The organism is Hyphomonas sp. UBA3601, assembly GCF_002375605.1.
Taxonomy (GTDB): Bacteria; Pseudomonadota; Alphaproteobacteria; order Caulobacterales; family Hyphomonadaceae; genus Hyphomonas.
In genome coordinates this window covers 1-18,056 of record NZ_DFME01000028.1, presented here as the reverse complement: position 1 = coordinate 18,056, position 18,056 = coordinate 1, and the positions used below count along the sequence as shown (strand labels likewise).

Below are 18,056 nucleotides of genomic sequence, written 5' to 3'. Positions count from 1 at the left end.
ATCCTCGAATACATGCCCCTGATGGCCCAGGCATTGGGCGCAGTGGTATTCCGTGCGCACATAAATCAGGGGCATGTATTCGAGGATGGGCCGGAACCCACCGGCTTGCGGTATTGCAACAATGGCGTTGCGCTGACCTTCAAGCCGGCCTGATTCCGGATCACTCGATGATTTCCATGCCCTCGGGGATTACGAATGGCGTGGTAGCGACACCGACATTTCCGGCTTCAACTACCTCACCAGGACCGCCTTCCCGACGCTCATAAGCCTGAGCCAGCGAGAGATATGGCGGGACGTGAACCCAGCCCGCACCACCATCATTTTGTGTGATTTCGAAATGAAGGTGAAACGTTGTGGGCGTGCCGCCGAAATCATTCGAGACATACCCAATATGCTGGCCGGCCTCGACTGGGTCCCCCGCCTTTACCTGCAGCTTGTCCATGTTCATGTGCATGTATTTGAAGATACGTCCGCCTGCGCGCAGATTCACGCTGTAAGTGCCAACGTGTGAGATGACACCATCAGACACCGCGACAACCTTGTGCAGGGTGCGGTCACTGGCAGCTGTCCTGCGCAGTGTATTGCATTCCTGTGGTGTGCCGACCCGAATGTCCTGCCCCTGGTGGACCTTGGGTTGGGGGCAGTAAGGAGAGGTCCGATTGGCGCTGCGTACTTCGCAGAAATTGTCCCGCCATGGATAGGCGTAGTTGCGGGAATCGCACTGGTCGCCCCCCGCGACACCCCCGCCAAAGCTGAACACTTGGGACTGTAGGTAAGTTGGTGCATCCGCGATAGGAAATACAAGATCAGGTGCGTATGCAATCTGCTCCGGTGCACCTTGGCCTGAGCCAGGCAGAAGCGCTCCGGCTTCAAAATAGCTGAAGGTTGGTTCGACCGGCTCAATAGGGTCGGGCAGGCTGGCAGCGTCGTCGCCATCATCATCACTGATATCTTCAGCCGGAATATCTGTGTCATCAAGCGTGTCGCCCGGTGTTTCGGTATCCGTGTCCGTAGCGGTGTTAGCATCCATTTCAGGGTTGGTGTCCTGGTCCGAAGCGTCCTCATCTTCAGGAGTTGTCGCGGGATCGGTATCTGGTGTGTCGACGTCGGGAATGTCTTCGGTGGGGGTGTCGACATCAATCGGATCGGTAGCGGGGTTGTCGGCGTCTACTGGATCAGGTCCGTCCCCGAGATCATCCGTATCGGGCGAGTTGGCTGTATCTTCCGCATCATCCGCAGGGTCCGTTGGCGTGTCCTCACCGTCTGCCCCATAGGGATTGTCGACCGGCGCAGACGGCGGCGGAGGTCCGGGCGCTCCGGGCGGTACAGCAGGCCCCGCATCCGGCGTAGTCGGACTTGGTCCGCCATCTCCCGGAAATCTGACAAAGTCGCAGGCGGACAGCATGAGGGCTGCGCTCGCCAGCAGCAGCAATCGTGTTGGTTTCATCAACGCGTCCCCGCAATTACTAGCTTGTTGGTCACATCGAGAGCTTCTTGCTCCGTGATGCAGTCGGCTTCACCTCCCTTGATGGATTTGCATTCAAATTCCACGAGGTAGTCTGCGCCATAACGAGAGAACGAGACTTGTGCACCACTCATCGTTGGCGTGTAGGTCAGGACGGGCGTATCGTCTTGGGCATTGGTGGTATCAACTCCAATGACTTCATTCGTGCCATTGACGACAATGTCATAGTCTATGCCGGGATAGGCAGCGAAATAGCCGTCCGACATGGGCTGAAAGCGGATGCCACTCTCGGCGCCCTGTGGCACGACGATGCCGGTTGGAAGCAAGACCGGTACGGGCGGCGCGGTGCCGCCGGATTCCACCTGGAAACTCGTCTCGCGCTGCTCGCTGGGTGTGGCAGCAAGATCTGCTCGTGCAGCGTCCCAGTCGATTGTTGCAGTGCTGGCGACCATCACCGGACCGTCAGGTTGATCTGGAACGAGCGTAGCTTCTTCTACAGGAGCAATTTCCGGCTCTTGGGTTTCAATCGGTGCTGGTTCGTCGCGGTCTCTCGCAATCAAGAAGTCGCATGCGGTAAGCGAGAGCGCGCACCCACCGACAATCAGGATGGTACGGATAGATGTCATTTGCGTTTGTCCTCTCCGGGATGAGCTACGAAGTCAGGGTCTGCATAGGCGACGCCATCAATTGACAATATCTGTTGGCGGATTTCTTCAATTCGCCCGCGTGTCGCCTCGACACCGGCGGGCAGTTGGTACACCAGATTGATTTCGCCGGAATAGCTGGCGCCCACGAGACGGAAATCCTTCAGGATGGGGATGTCTTCTACGAGATCCGAATATGCCGCATCAGCGGTCTCGCGATCGCGTTTGAAATTGCGCGCAATCGTATCAACTTCAGACCGCCCCTTGAGGCGGACGATAAAGGTGACTTCCGCACCGCTCGAACTGGACGAGCTGCTGCCACTGACGGCAGCAGGCTTGACCTGTTCTACACCCACGGTGCCGATTGGCGGACGTGGGTCGGTCGCCGCCTGTGTGGCGGGGCTGTCCTGTTCAGGCCGAGAGTGGGAGCTATTGCGGTCATCACTCCCCACGATAACCAACCCCACCGCGCTGGCCAGCAGGGTGACCCCTGCAAGGCCAAGCGGCCCGCCGAGATGGACGGGAGAAGGGCGCCGTTTTGGCATCAGTCTCCGCCACCGCCGGTCGGCCGTTCCGGTACCATGGCGAGGTCGAGCAAGCCTTGACCGCATGGACGTGTGCACATGTCGGAGCTTCCCTCAATCGGAGTGGTGCCCGGGTAGAGTGCACATGAGCCAGAGCATTGCATCGCAGATCGCGGGCTGGATGCAGCGAGCAGGGTGGCTTTCAGCTCTTCCGGCGTGGCGTCAGGATCGCGTGCCTTGAGGAGGGCAAGTGCTGCTGAGACATGCGGCGCTGCCATCGATGTGCCCTGTTCAAAAGCGTAGAAGCAGTCTTCGACGGCTTCACCCGTGACCGGGTCATAGCAATTCGTTGCAGCCTTGGTGGACAGGACGCCATCTGGACGACCGTCCCCATTGTCGTCCCGTGTCAGGTCTCCACCAGGGGCGAGGAGATCTACTTCCGGTCCGAAATTGGAATAGGGGGCTATATGTCCGCGGGCATCGCCGGCGGCGACTGTGATCACATTCGCGCAGCCACCCGGCGCATAATACTGCGTCGCAACGCGGGCATTGCCGGCTGCCGAGACGACCAGCACACCACGCTCAGTGACCGAATCAATCGCATCCTGCAGCGATGCAGGACAGTATTCGAACAGCCCGATGGAGAGGTTGACTACGTCAGCCGGATTGTCGTTCCAGATCTCGTTGCCTTCCTCATCCTCGGCCGGGATCAGGCCGCCTGCCCACCGGATGGCATCATTGATGTCGGAGAGACGCCCACCACATTTGCCGAGCGCGCGCACTGGAACGATTTTGACGTTCCACGCCCCGCCCGCGACACCTGAGGCATTGTTGGTCGCGGCTGCGCCAATCGTTCCCGCCACATGTGTGCCGTGAAATGTGTCTTCTGCAAATGGGACCGACGGATCACAGAGATCGCCCGGATCGTTCGGATCGCCGTCACGGCCGTCACCATCATTTCCCATACGTGGATCGGAGACCATATCCCAACCCGGTGCGATGTTGGGGGAATCCTTGATGTCGGGGTGTTCCAGTTGCAGGCCGGTGTCTACAACAGCCACGACAACATCTGCTGATCCATCTGTGCCCTGACGGGTCCAGAATTCCTGGAAGCTTGAGCCCCCTACGGACTCGCCTTCGCCTGTACCATTGTTCTGGAAATGCCATTGAAGTTCCCAAAGCGGGTCATTCGGGGTGATGGTTGTGTCGGTGATGACGTCCGGGGTCACATCGGTTCCGGTGGCCGGTGTGTCGGGGCGTGGTTTACGAGCGAACTGGTTTTCGAAAATATAGTCTTTCTCGACATATTCGAACTGACCAGACGCTTTCAGGTCTTTCACGATACATTCTGTCGCGAGCACCGGGCTCGACTGAACGGTGACCATATCAGGATTGTCTGGGCATTCGAGTTTCGCATCGACGGCGAGGAAATTCTGCATCGTGTTGCGAGGGGATCCGGCTGGCGTGAACCGAGTGGGGCTGCCACCATCCTCGCCGATTTGTATGACCATCTGCCCCTCGCGAGACAGGGCCACTTCGCCGCCCATTCCATACTTCGACAATGTGTCCAGCATTACGGAATTGGCATCGCGTTGCGCTGTAATGGCATCACGACTGATAACAGAACGACGCGCAAGCTTGCGCGCTGCGACTTTTTCCTGAACCGGTGCAGATTCCAAGGAACGGGGATTGAGGGACCGGGTGCGCGCCGTTGGCGATGGTTCTTTCGCGGCGGTCTGTTCCAGTTGCCTGGATGCCTTGTCAATTTCCTGCAGAGTTTTTTCTCGTGCTTTTGGGTCGAGCTTCACCTTGGGCATGACGCGTGCAGGCTGAACCGACAGGCTGCGTGACGGGGCAGGCGCAGAAGTGATCGGTGCGGTGGCATCGGACTCTGCAGCAGGGGCGCTTTCAGCCTCGACCGGATCGTCGGAAAATTCGTCAAAGGCTTCCGGATCTTCCAGGAAGACTTCATCGTCTTCCACGACCGCCATGGCTTCAGCAGGGGGGATGTCCCGTGGCTTGGCAATGATCGATCCGACCGCAAACATCGGGCTCGCGCTTGCCGTTTCGAAATTCATGTCATTGCGCAGCGTACCGGCAATGGCTCGGTCCATGACGTCAGCTGCTTCCAGCGGTTTCGGAGCGTCCGGTTCAACAATGGTCCGACCGCTCAACTGGTCCATAGTTGCCTCGGCGAGATCACGAGCGCGTTCGAGCCTTGTGTCTTGCTGGTCGCATGAGGACAGCACGAGCAGGCTGGCCAAAGCAGTTCCGAGCGCGAGGCGGCCCGGCGTCGATATCAGTTTCCGCAGCATGTGAGATATCCCCGTGTGTTTCCCAAGATACTCCCAGCTCCTTAGATTAACCCTTTAGCAAGATTATGACGAGGGTGGGGCATTGTCCAATGCAAACGCTTTTCAACCTGACACTTGTTGACGTGAAATCGGAAGCCCGGCTTTCCTTACGGCACCATTTTCTTGTTGCTGGACATTTCCAGAAGACCGGCCGATGACATGAGAATGAGCGAGGGGCAGACGATTCCACCAGACGTGTCCAGACCGGACCGGCGCAACGCTTTCTTCCTGTTGTTCTTCTCATTGATGGCGATCGGGGCTGGCAATACGATGCTGATTGCCGCCGTATTGCCGCCACTGACGCGAGAGATTGGTCTTCCGGACTGGATGGCCGGGGCTATCTTTGGATTGTCGGCGCTGTGCTGGTCGTTGATGTCGCCGTTTTGGGGTGGTCGGTCCAACCGCTGGGGAAGGCGGCCTGTCGCCGCCTTGGGACTTGCGGGATATGGCATCTCCATGCTCCTGCTGTTCCTGACCGGCTGGCTTACCATGACTGGCGTACTGACCGGCACGTTCATGATGTTTGCCTGCCTTGCCATGTCGCGTTCGATTTTTGGGTTGCTGGGCTCTGGCACGAACCCGGCTGCGCAAGCTTATGTTGCTGATCGCACCAGTCAGGCCGAGCGACAGTCCGAAATCGCGTTCATCACATCGGGTTTCAGCGTTGGCACGGTGATTGGCCCCGCTTTTGCCGCGGCGCTGGTGGCAACGCTTGGCCTGCTGAGCCCCTTGCTACTGACGGCGGTTATTGCCTTTACCATGTCGGCCTTGATCTGGTTCCGCCTCCCGGAAGAGCGCGAGCCGGTAACGGATGCGACCCAGTTTGAAGAAATTCCCGGTGCGCGGGGTCTTTGGCGATCCGGGCCGGTATTGCCCTTCCTTGTGTTCGCCGTGTGCCTGTCGCTGACGACCGGTGTATTGACGCAGGTTTTTGTCTTTTCAGTAATGGACAAACTGGGCGTTTCCGGAAAGGAAGCGGCGCAATTTACCGGGCCGGCCTTTACCGTTGGCGCACTCGCCGTACTGCTGGCCCAGCTTGTGTTGATCCCTCGCCTCAAGCTCAAGAACAAGACACTCATGTGGGGAGGCTGCCTGCCTTTGCTGGCTGGGGCGTTGCTGATGGTCTTCGCAAATGACTATGCAAACTTGATCCTGGCGCAGTTCTGCATTGGCCTCGGGCAGGGGCTCGCGCGGCCGGGATTTTCAAGCGGGGCATCACTGGCCGTCTCACCTCAGCTTCAAGGCAACGTCGCAGGTCTCGTAATCTCGGCGAATGGAATGGGTTTCATCATCACGCCCTTCTTCGGCTTGTTCATCTATGAGTATGTGAACCCGCATCTTCCGTTCATATTCTGCGCGGGCCTGCTGAGTTTCATGATCCTGTATGCCCGGTTCGGGTTGAAGGATGGCGTCGGCGAACCGGATGAGGAAGCCGACGCAGTTTGATCAATTTGTGCCGGACGGGCTGGATGCGACACCAACATTCGCTTCGCCAGTGACCAATGCCAGGGCCTGCTTTGTCGGGTAGCCGTCCGCAACGAGGCCCCTGGATTTTTGGAATCCTTGCAACGCGCCCTTGGTCTTGCGACCGGGAATGCCGTCCACGCCGCCAGCGTCAAAACCCTGGGCGTTGAGCGCTGCCTGAAGGATCTTGATCTCGCTAACGGTGAGAGGTGTCAGATGTGTTGGCCAAGACGCGATGGGCCCATTCTGGCCTCCCATCGCATCGCCGGACAGGCCCACGGCGAACGCGTAGGAATCGGCATTGTTGTAGGTCTTGAACGCCTTGAAATTGTTGAACAGCAAGTATTTCGGGCCTTCCGCACCGGCTGGCAGCCAGAGTTCAGCATAATTGGCTCCGCCTGTTTCGAAGGTGCCGCCGCGTGCAGGTACCAGGCCTTCAGTTGCCCATGTTTCGATCCGGCGTTCATTGCCATCTGCCAGTCCGAAATCGAACCCGGTGCGGGCCAGCACTTCAATTCCCCAAGGCTGATTCAGTGTGTAGCCGGAATTTGCCAGATAATTGGCGGTCGAGGCGAGGGCATCAGCCTCACTCTCCCAGACATCCTTCTTGCCGTCGCCGTCAAAATCTTCGGCATAGGCGATGAAGGTCGATGGCATGAATTGGGTATGGCCCATCGCGCCGGCCCACCCGGCGATCAGGTCGTCGCGCTCTGCATCGCCTTGTTCGAGAATTTTGATCAGGGAGAGCAGTTCACGCTCAGCGAGGCTCTTGCGTCGACCTTCCACAGCCATGTTGGCCAGGACGTTTGGCGCGTCGAAACTGCCTTTCACGGCACCAAAGCTCGTTTCCATGCCCCAGATCGCGACGATGGCTTCGCGGTCTACGCCATAGGCGGCTTCAAGAGAGTCGAAAAGTGCCGGGTTTTCAGCAAGGCGCGAAGCACCTGTGCTTACGCGGCTATTGCTCATCGGCACGCGCAGATAATCCCAGATCGGCTTGGCGAATTCGGCTTGGTCTTCGATCCCTGTCTTAGCGGGTTGGAAAGACGATCCAAGCCAGAGTTCTAGCGGAGATATGTCGGTAAGGACAGATTTGACGACCTCGCGATCATGACCAGCGGCGAGTGCTTTTTCAGAGAACGCTACGCGCCAAATGTCCATTCCGGCATGGCCGGAGGAGGCGTAGGTGATCGCGCCTGTCTCGGGAGCGGGTACTGGCGCGGCGATCGGTGGAGGCGCAGCCTGGCCCGGACTATGGGCACAGGAGGCAACCAGCGCGGTCATCGCCGCAGCCGCGATGATATGTGAGCGCCGCAGCGCAATCTGTGCCATTCTTCCAGCTCCTGAAACCGCACGTTCATGACAGCGTGCAACCTTGACTCTTCTTACCGGATTCATTACCCGCTCCGCTTTCCAATTCCTTATGATCCACAGGCTAGGCCCATGAAAGTCCGCTCGTCTCTCAAATCGCTCAAGTCGCGCCACCGCGACTGTAAGATCGTGCGCCGCAAGGGCCGCGTTTACGTCATCAATAAAACTGACCCCCGCTTCAAAGCAAAGCAGGGCTGACGTGAACATGAACAGGCAATAAGGCGGCACTATGGCTGCTGAAATTGCCCTGTTCGACCTTGGGCATGTGGTCCTCGACTGGGACCCTGCACGACTTTACGCGAAGATCATCGATACGCCGCAGGAACGTCAAATGTTCCTGGCGGATATCTGTAACATGGCGTGGCATACACGGCATGATGCTGGTGCAAGCTTTGCCGAGAATGCCGTTGATCTGATCCGGCAATATCCTCAGTACGAAACTGAAATCCTCGCCTGGGGTCGGCGATGGATGGAAATGTTCGATGGCTATGTGGAAGGTACGGCCGAACTGATCCGGCGCCTGGATGCCCGCCAGGTGCCGCTCTATGCCCTGACGAACATGCCAGCCGATCCTTGGGACGAAATGCTCCAGGAGTTCGAGATCCTGCGACGGTTCCGCGATGTGATCGTGTCTGGCCGGATCGGCCTGATCAAGCCCGGCACCGAAATCTATCATGTCGCCCTGGAGGTCATGGACCATCCGGAGCCAGCAAACGTGCTGTTTATTGACAACAGCCTGCCCAATGTTGAAGCGGCTGACGCGCTTGGCTTCCGGACACATCATTTCAAGCATGCAGAGGGCCTGGAGACCGCTTTGTTGTGTGAAGGCCTGCTGTGACAGCAAGTTGTGGTTGCCCCGCCCGGCGCGCGGCATAATATCGGACTGATGATAAGAGCGCTCCTTCTGGCCGTCCTGTTCCTCGTGGGCGCGGCGCATGCGGAACCATCCGATGAGATGTTCGAGAAGCTGCGGACTGCGCCCAGTGACAGCGAAGCCAATGACGTGGCCATGGATATCTGGGCCTCCTGGATGGAATCCGGCTCACCGACGGTGGATGTCATCATGGAGCGGGGCGTCGATGCGCAGACCGCAGGAGATTTCGAGACGGCGCGCGCCTTCTTTGATCGGGCCATCCTGATCAAGCCAGACTATCCCGAGGCGTGGAACCGGCGAGCTGCCCTGTTCCTGATGGATGAAAATTACACCGAGGCATTGCGCGACCTGAACGAGACCTTGCAACTCGAGCCGCGCCATTTCGGCGCGTGGTCCGGGTTGGGCATGATGTTCGAAAGCATGGGATCTCCCAAGCATGCGCTCGAAGCCTATCGCGAGGCCATTGAAATCTATCCGCGCATGCAGCAGGCACTGGCCGCAGAAAAGCGGTTGTCCAAGCTTGCTGAGGGCCAGGGTCTTTGAGGGGCGTGATTACGGCAACAGCCCTCGGCATATGCGTGCTCGGTACGGGGGCTTGCGTGACCAGTGCAGCCTACAAGAACAAGGTGGAAGCCACCCACCCACCAATTGGCCGGCCCGTATCGGTAGGAACTGAGACTGTGCATGTCATTCAGCGTGGAGAGGCAGGTCCACCTGTCCTGATGATTCATGGTGCCAGTGCCAATGCTCGTGAGTTCACATGGACGCTCGCGCCTCGGCTGGAGGGCGCTTACCGCGTTCTGATGGCAGATCGGCCCGGGCACGGTTATTCCAGCCGCCCGGAAGACGCGCAGGATCTTGGCGTGCAAGCGACACAAATGGCGGGCGTGTTGGACCAACTCGCACCGGACGAAAAAGCCATTTTGGTCGGCCATTCCTTTGGTGGGGCCGTTGCCCTGCGCGTGGCGCTGGACCGGCCTGATCTTGTAAAAGGGCTCGTCCTGCTCGCGCCGGTGACCCATGATTGGGGCGGAGGCGGGCAGGCATGGTACAACTCGTTCGCTGCTCGGCCAGTCGTTGGTCCTGTGTTCAGCCAGCTCTTGCCATTGGTTGGCCCTGGCCAACTTGCCCGTGGGATTGACGGCGTCTTCGAGCCAGCACCTGTGCCGGACAATTACTCTGAAAATTCTGCCATCGGACTTCTGTTTCGCCCGCCAAACTTCCGGGCCAATGCCCGTGATGTGAAGGCGCTGGAAGATCAGCTGGCCGCGCAGTCCAGACGCTATGGTGAACTGGAAGTGCCAATCACGGTGTTCTCTGGCAGCGGCGATACCGTGATTTCCCCAAGACTTCATGTAGGTGAATTGAAGAAACAGGTGCCAGTGGATCTCGTGATCCTGCCGCATGAGGGGCACATGCCACACCATGGCGAAGGTGCAGCTGTTGCTGATGCCATTCGCCGTCTGGCCAGCGAGTGAAACTCCCGCTAAGACGCGCCTTCTTTTCCGATCCCGATTCCCAAGGAGCCTCTCATGGACGACGAAGCCTCGATCACCCATCTCACCGAAGCGACCCGCGAGAAACTCCGCCAGACCGTCGCCAAGATCGAGCGTCTGGAAGAGGAGAAGAAGGAAGTTGCCGAGCAGATCAAGGAAATCTACGCTGAGGCGAAGGCTTTCGGTTTTGATACCAAGGCACTGCGTCAGGTGATCAAGCTGCGCAAGGTCGACCGGGCCGAGCGCGAAGAGCAGGAAATGGTGCTCGACACCTACCTGCTGGCACTTGGCGAAGCCTGACCCGGTTTGCCTCCGGCACAATAATCACCATATTCTCTGCCAATGGGCCGAGATGTTGACGAACGCAAGAAACGCGCCGCGCTCCGTAAACTACGGAAGGCAGCGGCATTGGCTGAGCAGGGGCTTGGTCCGCCCCTGTCTGACTGGGAAAAGCAATTCCTTGAAGAGGTCGAGGAGCGCATCGAGACCTATGGGTCTGCGTTTGCAGATCCTTTGAAAGGGAGCGACGGCGAAGCCCTTTCCAGCCTGCAGCAGATGAAGCTGAAGGAAATTGACAAGAAAGCTCGTGGAAAGGCCAAGACTGGCTTCGGCGCAAAGAAGAAGCCCGGTGGCTTCAACAAGCGGCCGACGCCGCGAGTGCGCCAGTTGGATGATGATCTGACGGAAGACCCGGCCGCTCGACATTCTGAGCCGCCCACCCGGAGCTTGCCGAAATTGGTCCGTGCGTCGGAGTTGACGCCTGTGGAGCCCACCTCTCCTGTCCCGGGATCTCCCGAAGATGAACCGCCGAAGAAACGTCCCGCCTTCCGGGTCATTGAAGGTGGAAAGCAGACCGAGTAAACCCGAACACGAGTTTGATGCGTATAGTTTCCATATTCCCCGAATTGGAAGGACGACCCGCATGAAGACCGTTGTAATCACAGGTGCATCGACCGGTATTGGCGAAGCGACCGCGCTCTACCTCGCAAAGCATGGGTGGCGCGTCTATGCCGGGGTCAGAAAGCAGTCCGATGCCGATGCGCTATCCGCGAGCTCCGAAGGGGATATTCGCCCGCTTATTCTGGATGTGACGAGGCAGGAGCATTTGGAGACCGCTGTGCGGACTGTGTCCGAAACCCTGAAGGGCGAGACGCTCACGGGTTTGGTCAACAATGCGGGTATCGCAAATATGGGGCCGCTCGCGATTCAACCGCTTGATGATTTCAAGGCCCATTTCGAGGTCAATGTTTTCGGCCTGTTGCGCGCATCTCAAGCCTTCGCGCCACTTCTTGGGATGGACAAGACTCGCACCGGTGCTCCCGGTCGGATTGTCAACATCACCAGCGTGGGTGGTCGCATTTCGGCACCCTTCCTTGGGGCCTACACGGCCACTAAGCATGCCGTTGAAGCGATGACAGACACGTTGCGCCGGGAACTGGTGATCTTCGGCATTGATGCAATTGCCGTAGGGCCAGGATCAGTGAAAACGCCGATATGGGATAAGGCAGAGGAAGCCAATTCAGATGGCCCCTATTCTGGAAGTGCCTGGTCGGACGCGTTGAAGCAATTTGAGCAGGTGATGCTGAAGGGGGGGCGCGACGGCTTGCCGCCTGAACAAATTGCGAAAGTCATCGAAATTGCGTTGGAGGACGCCACTCCCAGGGCGCGCTATTCCCCTGTGCCGAACAAGCTGACGAATTGGTACATTCCGACGCTGCTGCCCAAGCGTGTTCTGGATGGGGTCTTCCGCAAGCGATTCGGCATGACGAAGCCCGGCAAGTAAATTTTCCTGCGGGCATTGACGAACCGCGGGGAAGGGGCGCGCATTCTCCTGAAAAATGAAAACGGGAGGAATACGCACATGGCCAATCTTGACGGCAAAGTCGCCATCATCACGGGAGGGGCGAGCGGCATCGGTCTTGCGGGAGTCGAGACGTTTGTTGCGGCTGGCGCGAAAGTTGTTGCTGGAGACATTCAGGACGAGAAGGGCATGGCGCTTCAGACGCGCTTTGGCGACGACAAGGTCCTGTTTGTCCATTGCGACGTGACGGACATGGCCGAACTGGAAGGTATCATGGGCAAGGCCGTCGACCATTTCGGACGGTTGGACATTCTCTGGAATAATGCGGGGCATGGTGGCACGCCGGATTCGGTGGAGGAACTGGATCTTGATGCCTATGACCAAACCATGTCTCTCCTTCTGAAACAGGTCTTTGCCGGAACCAAGTTTGCTGTTCCACACATGAAGGAAAATGGCGGCGCTATTATCAACACGTCTTCAATCAGCGCCGTATGCGCCGGATATGCGCCAATCACCTACTCTGTTGCCAAGAAGGGCGTAGCACATTTCTCTAAACTGGCGGCTGCAGAGCTCTCCAAGTATGGCATTCGCGTGAATGCGGTCCTGCCGGGCTTTATCGCGACCTCGATCTTCGGCGCGTCGCTCGGCTTGCCGCGCGAGCAGGCAGACCAGATGGCGGCCATGCTGGTCGAAGCAGGTGGCAGCATGCAGCCAGCTGGCCGGGTTGGCAAAGGTGAAGACATTGCCGAAATGGCAGCCTTCCTCGCCTCCGACGCAGCGAGCTTCATTACGGGCGGCGAATTCCTCGTGGATGGCGGCATGACGGTCGGTCCACGTCATTCTTGGGACGAGGCCGCCGGCGGTCCACTCCTGGATGCGCTTGGCATCACGCCGGAACAAGCCGAACAGATGCGGGAACAGATGAACAGCTAGGTCGTTGGTGAGGCGCTACGGGTCTTCCGTCAGCGCCTCAAGGCCTGGGATCAGCTTCACTTTTTGGAGCAAGGCAGGGAGTGTTTTTGCACGAGCGACCGGACGACCTCGCTCGTCGGCTATGACAAAGCCGGTTTTTGACTTAGTGAGCGGGAACCGGCGCCAATGTGCGCGAGTCCTGAATATCCAGACTTGGTCAGGTTCGCTCCCTGAAGCGGCCCAGCCGGTCCACATGTGATCGGCTGGCAATTCCCGCCAAAGACGGTCGATCTCGTCAATTTCGGAAGGCGTAAAACAGCCCATGGATTCTCGCCCCGATCAGTCTCAGCAGACAGACCTAGAGGTGGGGCCCGCACCGCGCAATATTGAAGGCGCGCTCTGGATGCTGGCCTCCGGGGCCACCTTCACCGTGTTCCTCACGCTTTCCAAGGTCCAGTCTGCAACCTTCGATCCAGGCTTCCTTGCCTTCTGGCGCTCTGGCGTTGCGTTGATCGTCGTCATTCCGGTTATCCTGCAACAGGGCTGGAGTGTGATGAAAATTCACCAGCCGGGTCTTATCTTGCTGCGCAGCCTGTTCGGGACGCTTGGCTTTGCCCTCGGCTTCTATGCCGTGTCGGACGCGGTTGGCCTGCCGCTCTCCGAATTCAATGCGATCAGTTTTTCCCGGGCCATGTTCGTCACCTTTCTCGCGGCCTTCATCCTGAAGGAACGGGTCGGTGTGCATCGTTGGGGCGCCACAATCGCCGGATGTGTCGGGGTCATGATCATGATGCAGCCCCAACTCGGTATTAGTCTGGGCATGGTCCTCGCCGTATCGGCGGCGTTCTGTCTGGCTGGGGCGATCACACTTGTGAAATCTCTGACGCGCCTGCACAGGCCGGTGACCCTGTTAATCTGGGCAAACCTTCTGTCGTCGATCCTGTTATTGCCGCTCGCCATCCTGACGTGGCCGGACGTGGCGCCCTCTGTCATCGACTGGTCCTGGATCGGCCTGATGGGCGTATGCGGTGTGACCGGCCAGTACTTCTACATTCGCGGCATGAGCGTTGGCGATGCATCTTTCCTGTCGCCGATCGACTATATGCGTCTGCCGATGGCAGCACTGGTCGATTGGGGTCTGTTCCACATGCTGCCGGGTTTCTGGACCTGGGTGGGCACTGCAATCATCATTGGAGCCACCCTGTACATCACAATCCGGGAACAGCGCCTGCGCCGGCTGTCCGCGCCGCCGCTCTAGGTCAGGCGGCTTCGGGTGAATGAACGGCGCCGCGGAACGTCGCGCCTGCCGCGATGAAGCTGAACAGCGCCATGATGGCAGAGACCACGCCATTCCAGCCCGCCATGGAAAGGCCGAGAATGTAGAAAGGCGCATCCGTGCAGGACGGCACATGCATCGGCTTGCTGAAGTCCTGAATCGCCATTGGATCGATCACCCCTTCACCGGAACAACCATCTGGTGGCGGCAGCAGGCCCCACTCGACACCGGAATGGTAGAAGGCAACCACAACACCGACGACAAAGACGAGTCCGATCATCATGTTGAGTGCGACCAGGAACCGGCGTTTCGGGATCCATCGCCAGAGCACAAGGCCCGTCAGCGTCATCGCGATCAGCGCCCAATAGACTTCCCGCTGCCGCAGGCAGAGTGGGCAGGGAGGCAGGCCGCCAAAAGTCTCAAACGCGTGGGCGGCTGCCAACATGAAGGCGGACACCGCCACGGCCACCGCGGGCCACTTCCAGTCTTTCAGGAGAGATCGCATGAAATCCATGCTTCAGCTAAAACCGGACTGCGTCGTGACCACAATGCGGCGCAAGGTCACTTTGCCGTTATTTATCATCCAAACAGGCTGACCGCACCGAGCATCACAGCGCCTATCAGACCGCTGACCCAGGCTGTTCCTATGATCAGGCCGCCAATCACCATCAAGCCGTCTTTCTGCATGAGACCAAAAGACGCTATGGCCACGGCAAAGCCCGGCACCGTGTTGGTCATCGGCAACGGCACGAGGATTGACGCGCAGAATATGCATAGAAACAGGCCAATGACGCGTTCCGACCGCTTGCCGGTAATGACGGTCAGGCGCGGGCGTACAATGTGCTCGATCCAGCCGAGCCATTTGCGGCCGCCGGACGCCATCTGGGTAAGGCCCTTGCGATCAATGTGGCGATTGGCGAGCTTGTCCGGCATCCAAGGCTGCTCGCGGCCCATCGCCATTTGGGCCGCCAGGGCCATCATGGGCAAAGATACGACCTGCGGCACCCCATAAAGAAACGGAATGCAACAAGGAAGGGCAAGCAGGAACAGGCCAGCGCCAAATGCACTTTCATCCAGCTGATCAAAGATTTCCCGCAGCGAGAACCCGTTCTCGGGCGCACCTGCGGCAAGCGCTTCGATGGTCTGCAACAGGGTTTTTTCGGTCGGAATCTCGGTGGAAGACATGCCTAAGCTGTTAGATGTCTTTGATCGCTACGTCGAGTAGATTGACAGGAGGCCCAGCTATGCGGCAGGAGAAGCGCTCCCTGCAAAGGGCCTCTGTGGCGGAACTGGTAGACGCGACGGATTCAAAATCCGTTTCTGGTGACAGAGTGCCGGTTCGAGTCCGGCCAGAGGTACCAATTGCATAGGACGCGCGCTGATCCTTTCATGGGTAACTGGTCTGGCTTGCGAACATCACATTTTGACAGCGACCCTAAAATTTCTCTGTGAACGAAATTCGCTTGGTTCCAACGCAAGATGACGGGTGCTTACTCGACTGAGGGCGGTCCATCGCAAACCGTAGTAAATTCTACAGCATGCGGTCCTGATCCGGTGTTCGGCGCTTTGCTGAAACGATCGGATTCTGGGGCAATCAAAACATGAGCAACCTCGTCCCGCGCGAATGCCGATCTCTCGCCAGACCGCCTGATTAACCTGACGATCATCTGTTTTTGCAATCAATTGCAGACGCTGGATTAAACCTGAATCCAGCGTGGAGGACATGCGATCATGAAACTTGGAACGCTATTCTTGCGGCTCACACTGGAGCGCCGCGCGTGCGCCGCCACGTGCGAGCAAGCCGGCCTGAGAGTCGTGATACTTTCATGATCGAACTGGTGCTTCTCGACCAAACGATTCCTGCCGTGCCGTCGCCTGTTCAGACGGACCTTCGCAGCCTGTATGCGCAGGGCGTGGAAGCGAGGTTCGCCGGACGTTTCGACGAGGCTCTTGGAATGTTCGAAGCGTTGCTCGCCACAAATCCTGAAGACGTAGACTCCCGTTTGAACGCGGCACTCTGCCTGATCGCACTGGAACGCCTTGATGAGGCCGAAAGCGAACTCGAACACGTCATTGATCAAGCTCCCGACTATGTGGATGCCTATACCGCGCTGGCGCGCGTGCGCAGAATGAAGGGAGACGCACAAGGTTCCCATGAGTTTATCGACGCTGCAGAAACCTTGTCGTCCGATCATGCCGACTACGCTGCCATGCGCGAAAAGGCATCCCGGCAGGATCGCAATCGTATTACGACGAATTTGACAGCAAGCCGCAGCAGTTTGACGAAGGACTTGCCGGACTGGACCAGCCTGTCCCCGGCAGTGGCAGTCCGAGTATCAGATACGCTTACACTCAGTGCCTCCGCGCTATACGCCGAGCGCTTCGACCGCTCGAACACGAATGTGCACATCGGCGCCGCAAAGCGTACGGGGTTCGGGCATGTCCGAATGGAAATCGGGGGAGGGACCAACACGACCTTCCTGCCCAACACCACAGTTCTCGTTGGCGCAGGTGTTGCCACGCACTATCCGGGCTTGGAACTCCTGTCGGACATCAGAACTTCAGAATACCAGAGCGGCCGGGTGACGTCCTTTCTTCCGGGCGCCCAGTACACTTTCTCTGGCGAGGCTGCGGAGATTGAAGTGCGGTACATCAACGTGCGAGACGAGAACGACCAGCATCGCTCAGGCTATCGTATGCGCTCGACTTTCAGGCCGACAGGACCTTGGGCGGTGCATCTCTATTACGCCGACGCACCGGAAAGTTCTGATGGCGCAACAGTGGAAGTGCAGTCCTATGCGGCGGGACTGGAAATGCGCTTCGGTCGAACCACCGCGCTACGCCTGACGGCCGGCAAGGAACTTCGCACTGCCTACGATCGCACAGATATCTCCCTTTCGCTTGCGCGGAGTTTTTGAGGGTGAATTATCTCATCCTGATATGGCAGATTGCATGCGTATTGGTGCTTGCGTCCCTACTGTGGATGATCACGCTGATACTTCTTCGGATTATCCGTACGCACAGGCAGTCACTCTACACAAAGCAACGCCAACAGATTCTGGAGGCAATGGCGCAAATCCTGTGGGATGAAAAGGGTGAGGCCGCGATTCCCGACGAGACCCTCTGGAAATCCCCCATGGTGCCGGAAGTCTTTCTTGAATTCGTTGCGCTGGTTAGAGGCGAAGAGCGCGACCGTCTCGTCGCGCGGATGGTCAGGTACCGGGTGGACGATGAATTCCGCCGCCTCTTGCGACATCGGTTCAGATTTGTCCGGCACGCTGCCGTTGAGGCACTGGCCTATTTTCCCGGCCTGCCAACGGCCAAAGCCGTTGACTCGCTGGTGGAGCGGTCAGTAAACCGTGACCTTCGCATCGCTGGAATACGAACGCTGGTCGCCGTTGGTGCCTATCCAACAGTGCCGGATGTCATGCGTGAATTCTCGAAACTGAACGGCAGCACGCGTAGCCTGCAATCGGTCCTGTCGAAACTGGCACTGCACCGTTCACGGGACATCCTGGAATACCTCGGCCGGCCCGGAGTTCCGGACTTCGAACGCGCGGCCTTGTTGTCCGCCCTGGGCGGCAGTGCGGATTACTCAGTCCTTAATATTCTCGAAGCGGCGCTCTCCAGCGATGTGCCCCTGATCCGTGTCGCGGCACTCGACGGACTTGCAAGTCTGGAACACCCGGACGCTGCTCCGGCCATTGCCAGTTGCCTGAAGGATACCGACTGGAGTGTGCGCGCAGGCGCGGTGAAGGCGCTTTGTGAGATATCCCACGATACCTACGCGGCCCAGGTCGCAGACTTGCTTTCCGATCCTGTGTGGCTGGTCCAATTTGAAGCGGCGCAAGCTCTGGCCGACATGGGGGCGTCCG

General features: G+C 58.5%; 19 protein-coding genes, 1 tRNA gene and 1 pseudogene. 14 read left to right on the top strand and 7 right to left on the bottom strand.

The window, feature by feature from the left end:
* Positions 1 to 63: 63 nt before the first annotated feature.
* Positions 64 to 153, top strand: a pseudogene (locus tag B4F73_RS16800) (peptide-methionine (R)-S-oxide reductase); the annotation flags it as partial.
* Positions 154 to 160: 7 nt separating this feature from the next.
* Here B4F73_RS16800 and B4F73_RS03055 read toward each other — a convergent pair.
* Genes B4F73_RS03055 through B4F73_RS03040 form a run of 4 tightly spaced genes read right to left on the bottom strand, consistent with a single transcriptional unit; the run spans position 161 to position 4,948 of the window.
* The gene (locus B4F73_RS03055; protein WP_290480884.1) at positions 161 to 1,447 is read right to left on the bottom strand and encodes a M23 family metallopeptidase; all 1,287 of its coding nucleotides are present in this window, start codon (positions 1,445 to 1,447) and stop codon (positions 161 to 163) included.
* The gene (locus B4F73_RS03050) at positions 1,447 to 2,091 is read right to left on the bottom strand and encodes a hypothetical protein (protein WP_290480073.1); all 645 of its coding nucleotides are present in this window, start codon (positions 2,089 to 2,091) and stop codon (positions 1,447 to 1,449) included. Before B4F73_RS03050 ends, B4F73_RS03055 begins: the two co-directional genes overlap by 1 nt.
* Positions 2,088 to 2,654 (bottom strand): hypothetical protein, encoded by a 567-nt coding sequence (locus B4F73_RS03045; RefSeq protein WP_290480072.1) that lies wholly within the window; start codon positions 2,652 to 2,654, stop codon positions 2,088 to 2,090. Before B4F73_RS03045 ends, B4F73_RS03050 begins: the two co-directional genes overlap by 4 nt.
* Positions 2,654 to 4,948: a S8 family peptidase gene (locus tag B4F73_RS03040; RefSeq protein ID WP_290482475.1), complete on the bottom strand. Its 2,295-nt coding sequence runs from the start codon at positions 4,946 to 4,948 to the stop codon at positions 2,654 to 2,656. Before B4F73_RS03040 ends, B4F73_RS03045 begins: the two co-directional genes overlap by 1 nt.
* A 204-nt stretch (positions 4,949 to 5,152) precedes the next feature.
* Between B4F73_RS03040 and B4F73_RS03035 the strand changes: the two genes are divergently transcribed.
* Positions 5,153 to 6,433 (top strand): MFS transporter, encoded by a 1,281-nt coding sequence (locus tag B4F73_RS03035; protein ID WP_206991487.1) that lies wholly within the window; start codon positions 5,153 to 5,155, stop codon positions 6,431 to 6,433.
* Here the strand turns inward: B4F73_RS03035 and B4F73_RS03030 are convergent, their stop codons facing one another.
* Positions 6,434 to 7,783, bottom strand: a complete 1,350-nt coding sequence (locus B4F73_RS03030; RefSeq protein WP_290482474.1) for a lytic murein transglycosylase — start codon at positions 7,781 to 7,783, stop codon at positions 6,434 to 6,436. It abuts the gene before it with no gap.
* A 111-nt stretch (positions 7,784 to 7,894) separates the two neighbouring features.
* Here B4F73_RS03030 and ykgO point away from each other — a divergent pair, with 111 nt between their 5' ends.
* From ykgO to B4F73_RS02985, 9 genes are all read left to right on the top strand, one after another.
* Positions 7,895 to 8,020: a type B 50S ribosomal protein L36 gene (gene ykgO / locus B4F73_RS03025; protein ID WP_011648318.1), complete on the top strand. Its 126-nt coding sequence runs from the start codon at positions 7,895 to 7,897 to the stop codon at positions 8,018 to 8,020.
* Positions 8,021 to 8,051: 31 nt separating this feature from the next.
* Positions 8,052 to 8,660 carry an HAD family hydrolase gene (locus B4F73_RS03020; RefSeq protein ID WP_206991486.1) on the top strand — a complete coding sequence of 203 codons (609 nt, stop codon included), beginning with the start codon at positions 8,052 to 8,054 and terminating at the stop codon, positions 8,658 to 8,660.
* 48 nt (positions 8,661 to 8,708) lie between these two features.
* Positions 8,709 to 9,239 carry a tetratricopeptide repeat protein gene (locus tag B4F73_RS03015; RefSeq protein WP_206991485.1) on the top strand — a complete coding sequence of 177 codons (531 nt, stop codon included), beginning with the start codon at positions 8,709 to 8,711 and terminating at the stop codon, positions 9,237 to 9,239.
* A gap of 5 nt (positions 9,240 to 9,244) precedes the next feature.
* Positions 9,245 to 10,174 carry an alpha/beta fold hydrolase gene (locus tag B4F73_RS03010; RefSeq protein ID WP_290480068.1) on the top strand — a complete coding sequence of 310 codons (930 nt, stop codon included), beginning with the start codon at positions 9,245 to 9,247 and terminating at the stop codon, positions 10,172 to 10,174.
* A gap of 54 nt (positions 10,175 to 10,228) precedes the next feature.
* The gene (locus tag B4F73_RS03005; RefSeq protein ID WP_034814889.1) at positions 10,229 to 10,492 is read left to right on the top strand and encodes a DUF2312 domain-containing protein; all 264 of its coding nucleotides are present in this window, start codon (positions 10,229 to 10,231) and stop codon (positions 10,490 to 10,492) included.
* A 42-nt stretch (positions 10,493 to 10,534) separates the two neighbouring features.
* Positions 10,535 to 11,053 carry a hypothetical protein gene (locus B4F73_RS03000; RefSeq protein ID WP_290482473.1) on the top strand — a complete coding sequence of 173 codons (519 nt, stop codon included), beginning with the start codon at positions 10,535 to 10,537 and terminating at the stop codon, positions 11,051 to 11,053.
* A gap of 61 nt (positions 11,054 to 11,114) precedes the next feature.
* Positions 11,115 to 11,975 carry an SDR family oxidoreductase gene (locus tag B4F73_RS02995; RefSeq protein WP_290480066.1) on the top strand — a complete coding sequence of 287 codons (861 nt, stop codon included), beginning with the start codon at positions 11,115 to 11,117 and terminating at the stop codon, positions 11,973 to 11,975.
* 78 nt (positions 11,976 to 12,053) lie between these two features.
* Positions 12,054 to 12,926, top strand: a complete 873-nt coding sequence (locus tag B4F73_RS02990) for an SDR family NAD(P)-dependent oxidoreductase (protein ID WP_034814892.1) — start codon at positions 12,054 to 12,056, stop codon at positions 12,924 to 12,926.
* Between the two features lie 301 nt (positions 12,927 to 13,227).
* A complete protein-coding gene (locus B4F73_RS02985) occupies positions 13,228 to 14,163 on the top strand; it encodes a DMT family transporter (protein ID WP_206991480.1) in 936 nt (311 codons plus the stop codon).
* Between the two features lies 1 nt (position 14,164).
* Here the strand turns inward: B4F73_RS02985 and B4F73_RS02980 are convergent, their stop codons facing one another.
* Positions 14,165 to 14,686 carry a disulfide bond formation protein B gene (locus tag B4F73_RS02980; protein WP_242517413.1) on the bottom strand — a complete coding sequence of 174 codons (522 nt, stop codon included), beginning with the start codon at positions 14,684 to 14,686 and terminating at the stop codon, positions 14,165 to 14,167.
* Between the two features lie 74 nt (positions 14,687 to 14,760).
* Positions 14,761 to 15,366, bottom strand: a complete 606-nt coding sequence (locus B4F73_RS02975; RefSeq protein ID WP_206991478.1) for an exopolysaccharide biosynthesis protein — start codon at positions 15,364 to 15,366, stop codon at positions 14,761 to 14,763.
* Between the two features lie 89 nt (positions 15,367 to 15,455).
* Between B4F73_RS02975 and B4F73_RS02970 the strand changes: the two genes are divergently transcribed.
* The 3 genes from B4F73_RS02970 to B4F73_RS02960 form a co-directional block, all read left to right on the top strand.
* Positions 15,456 to 15,542: transfer RNA gene (locus tag B4F73_RS02970), tRNA-Leu, on the top strand.
* A 465-nt stretch (positions 15,543 to 16,007) separates the two neighbouring features.
* Entirely contained in the window at positions 16,008 to 17,099 is a 1,092-nt protein-coding gene (locus B4F73_RS02965) for a YaiO family outer membrane beta-barrel protein (protein ID WP_290482472.1), read from the top strand.
* A gap of 2 nt (positions 17,100 to 17,101) precedes the next feature.
* The coding region (locus tag B4F73_RS02960; protein WP_290482471.1) for a HEAT repeat domain-containing protein at positions 17,102 to 18,056 on the top strand (955 nt) is incomplete at its 3' end.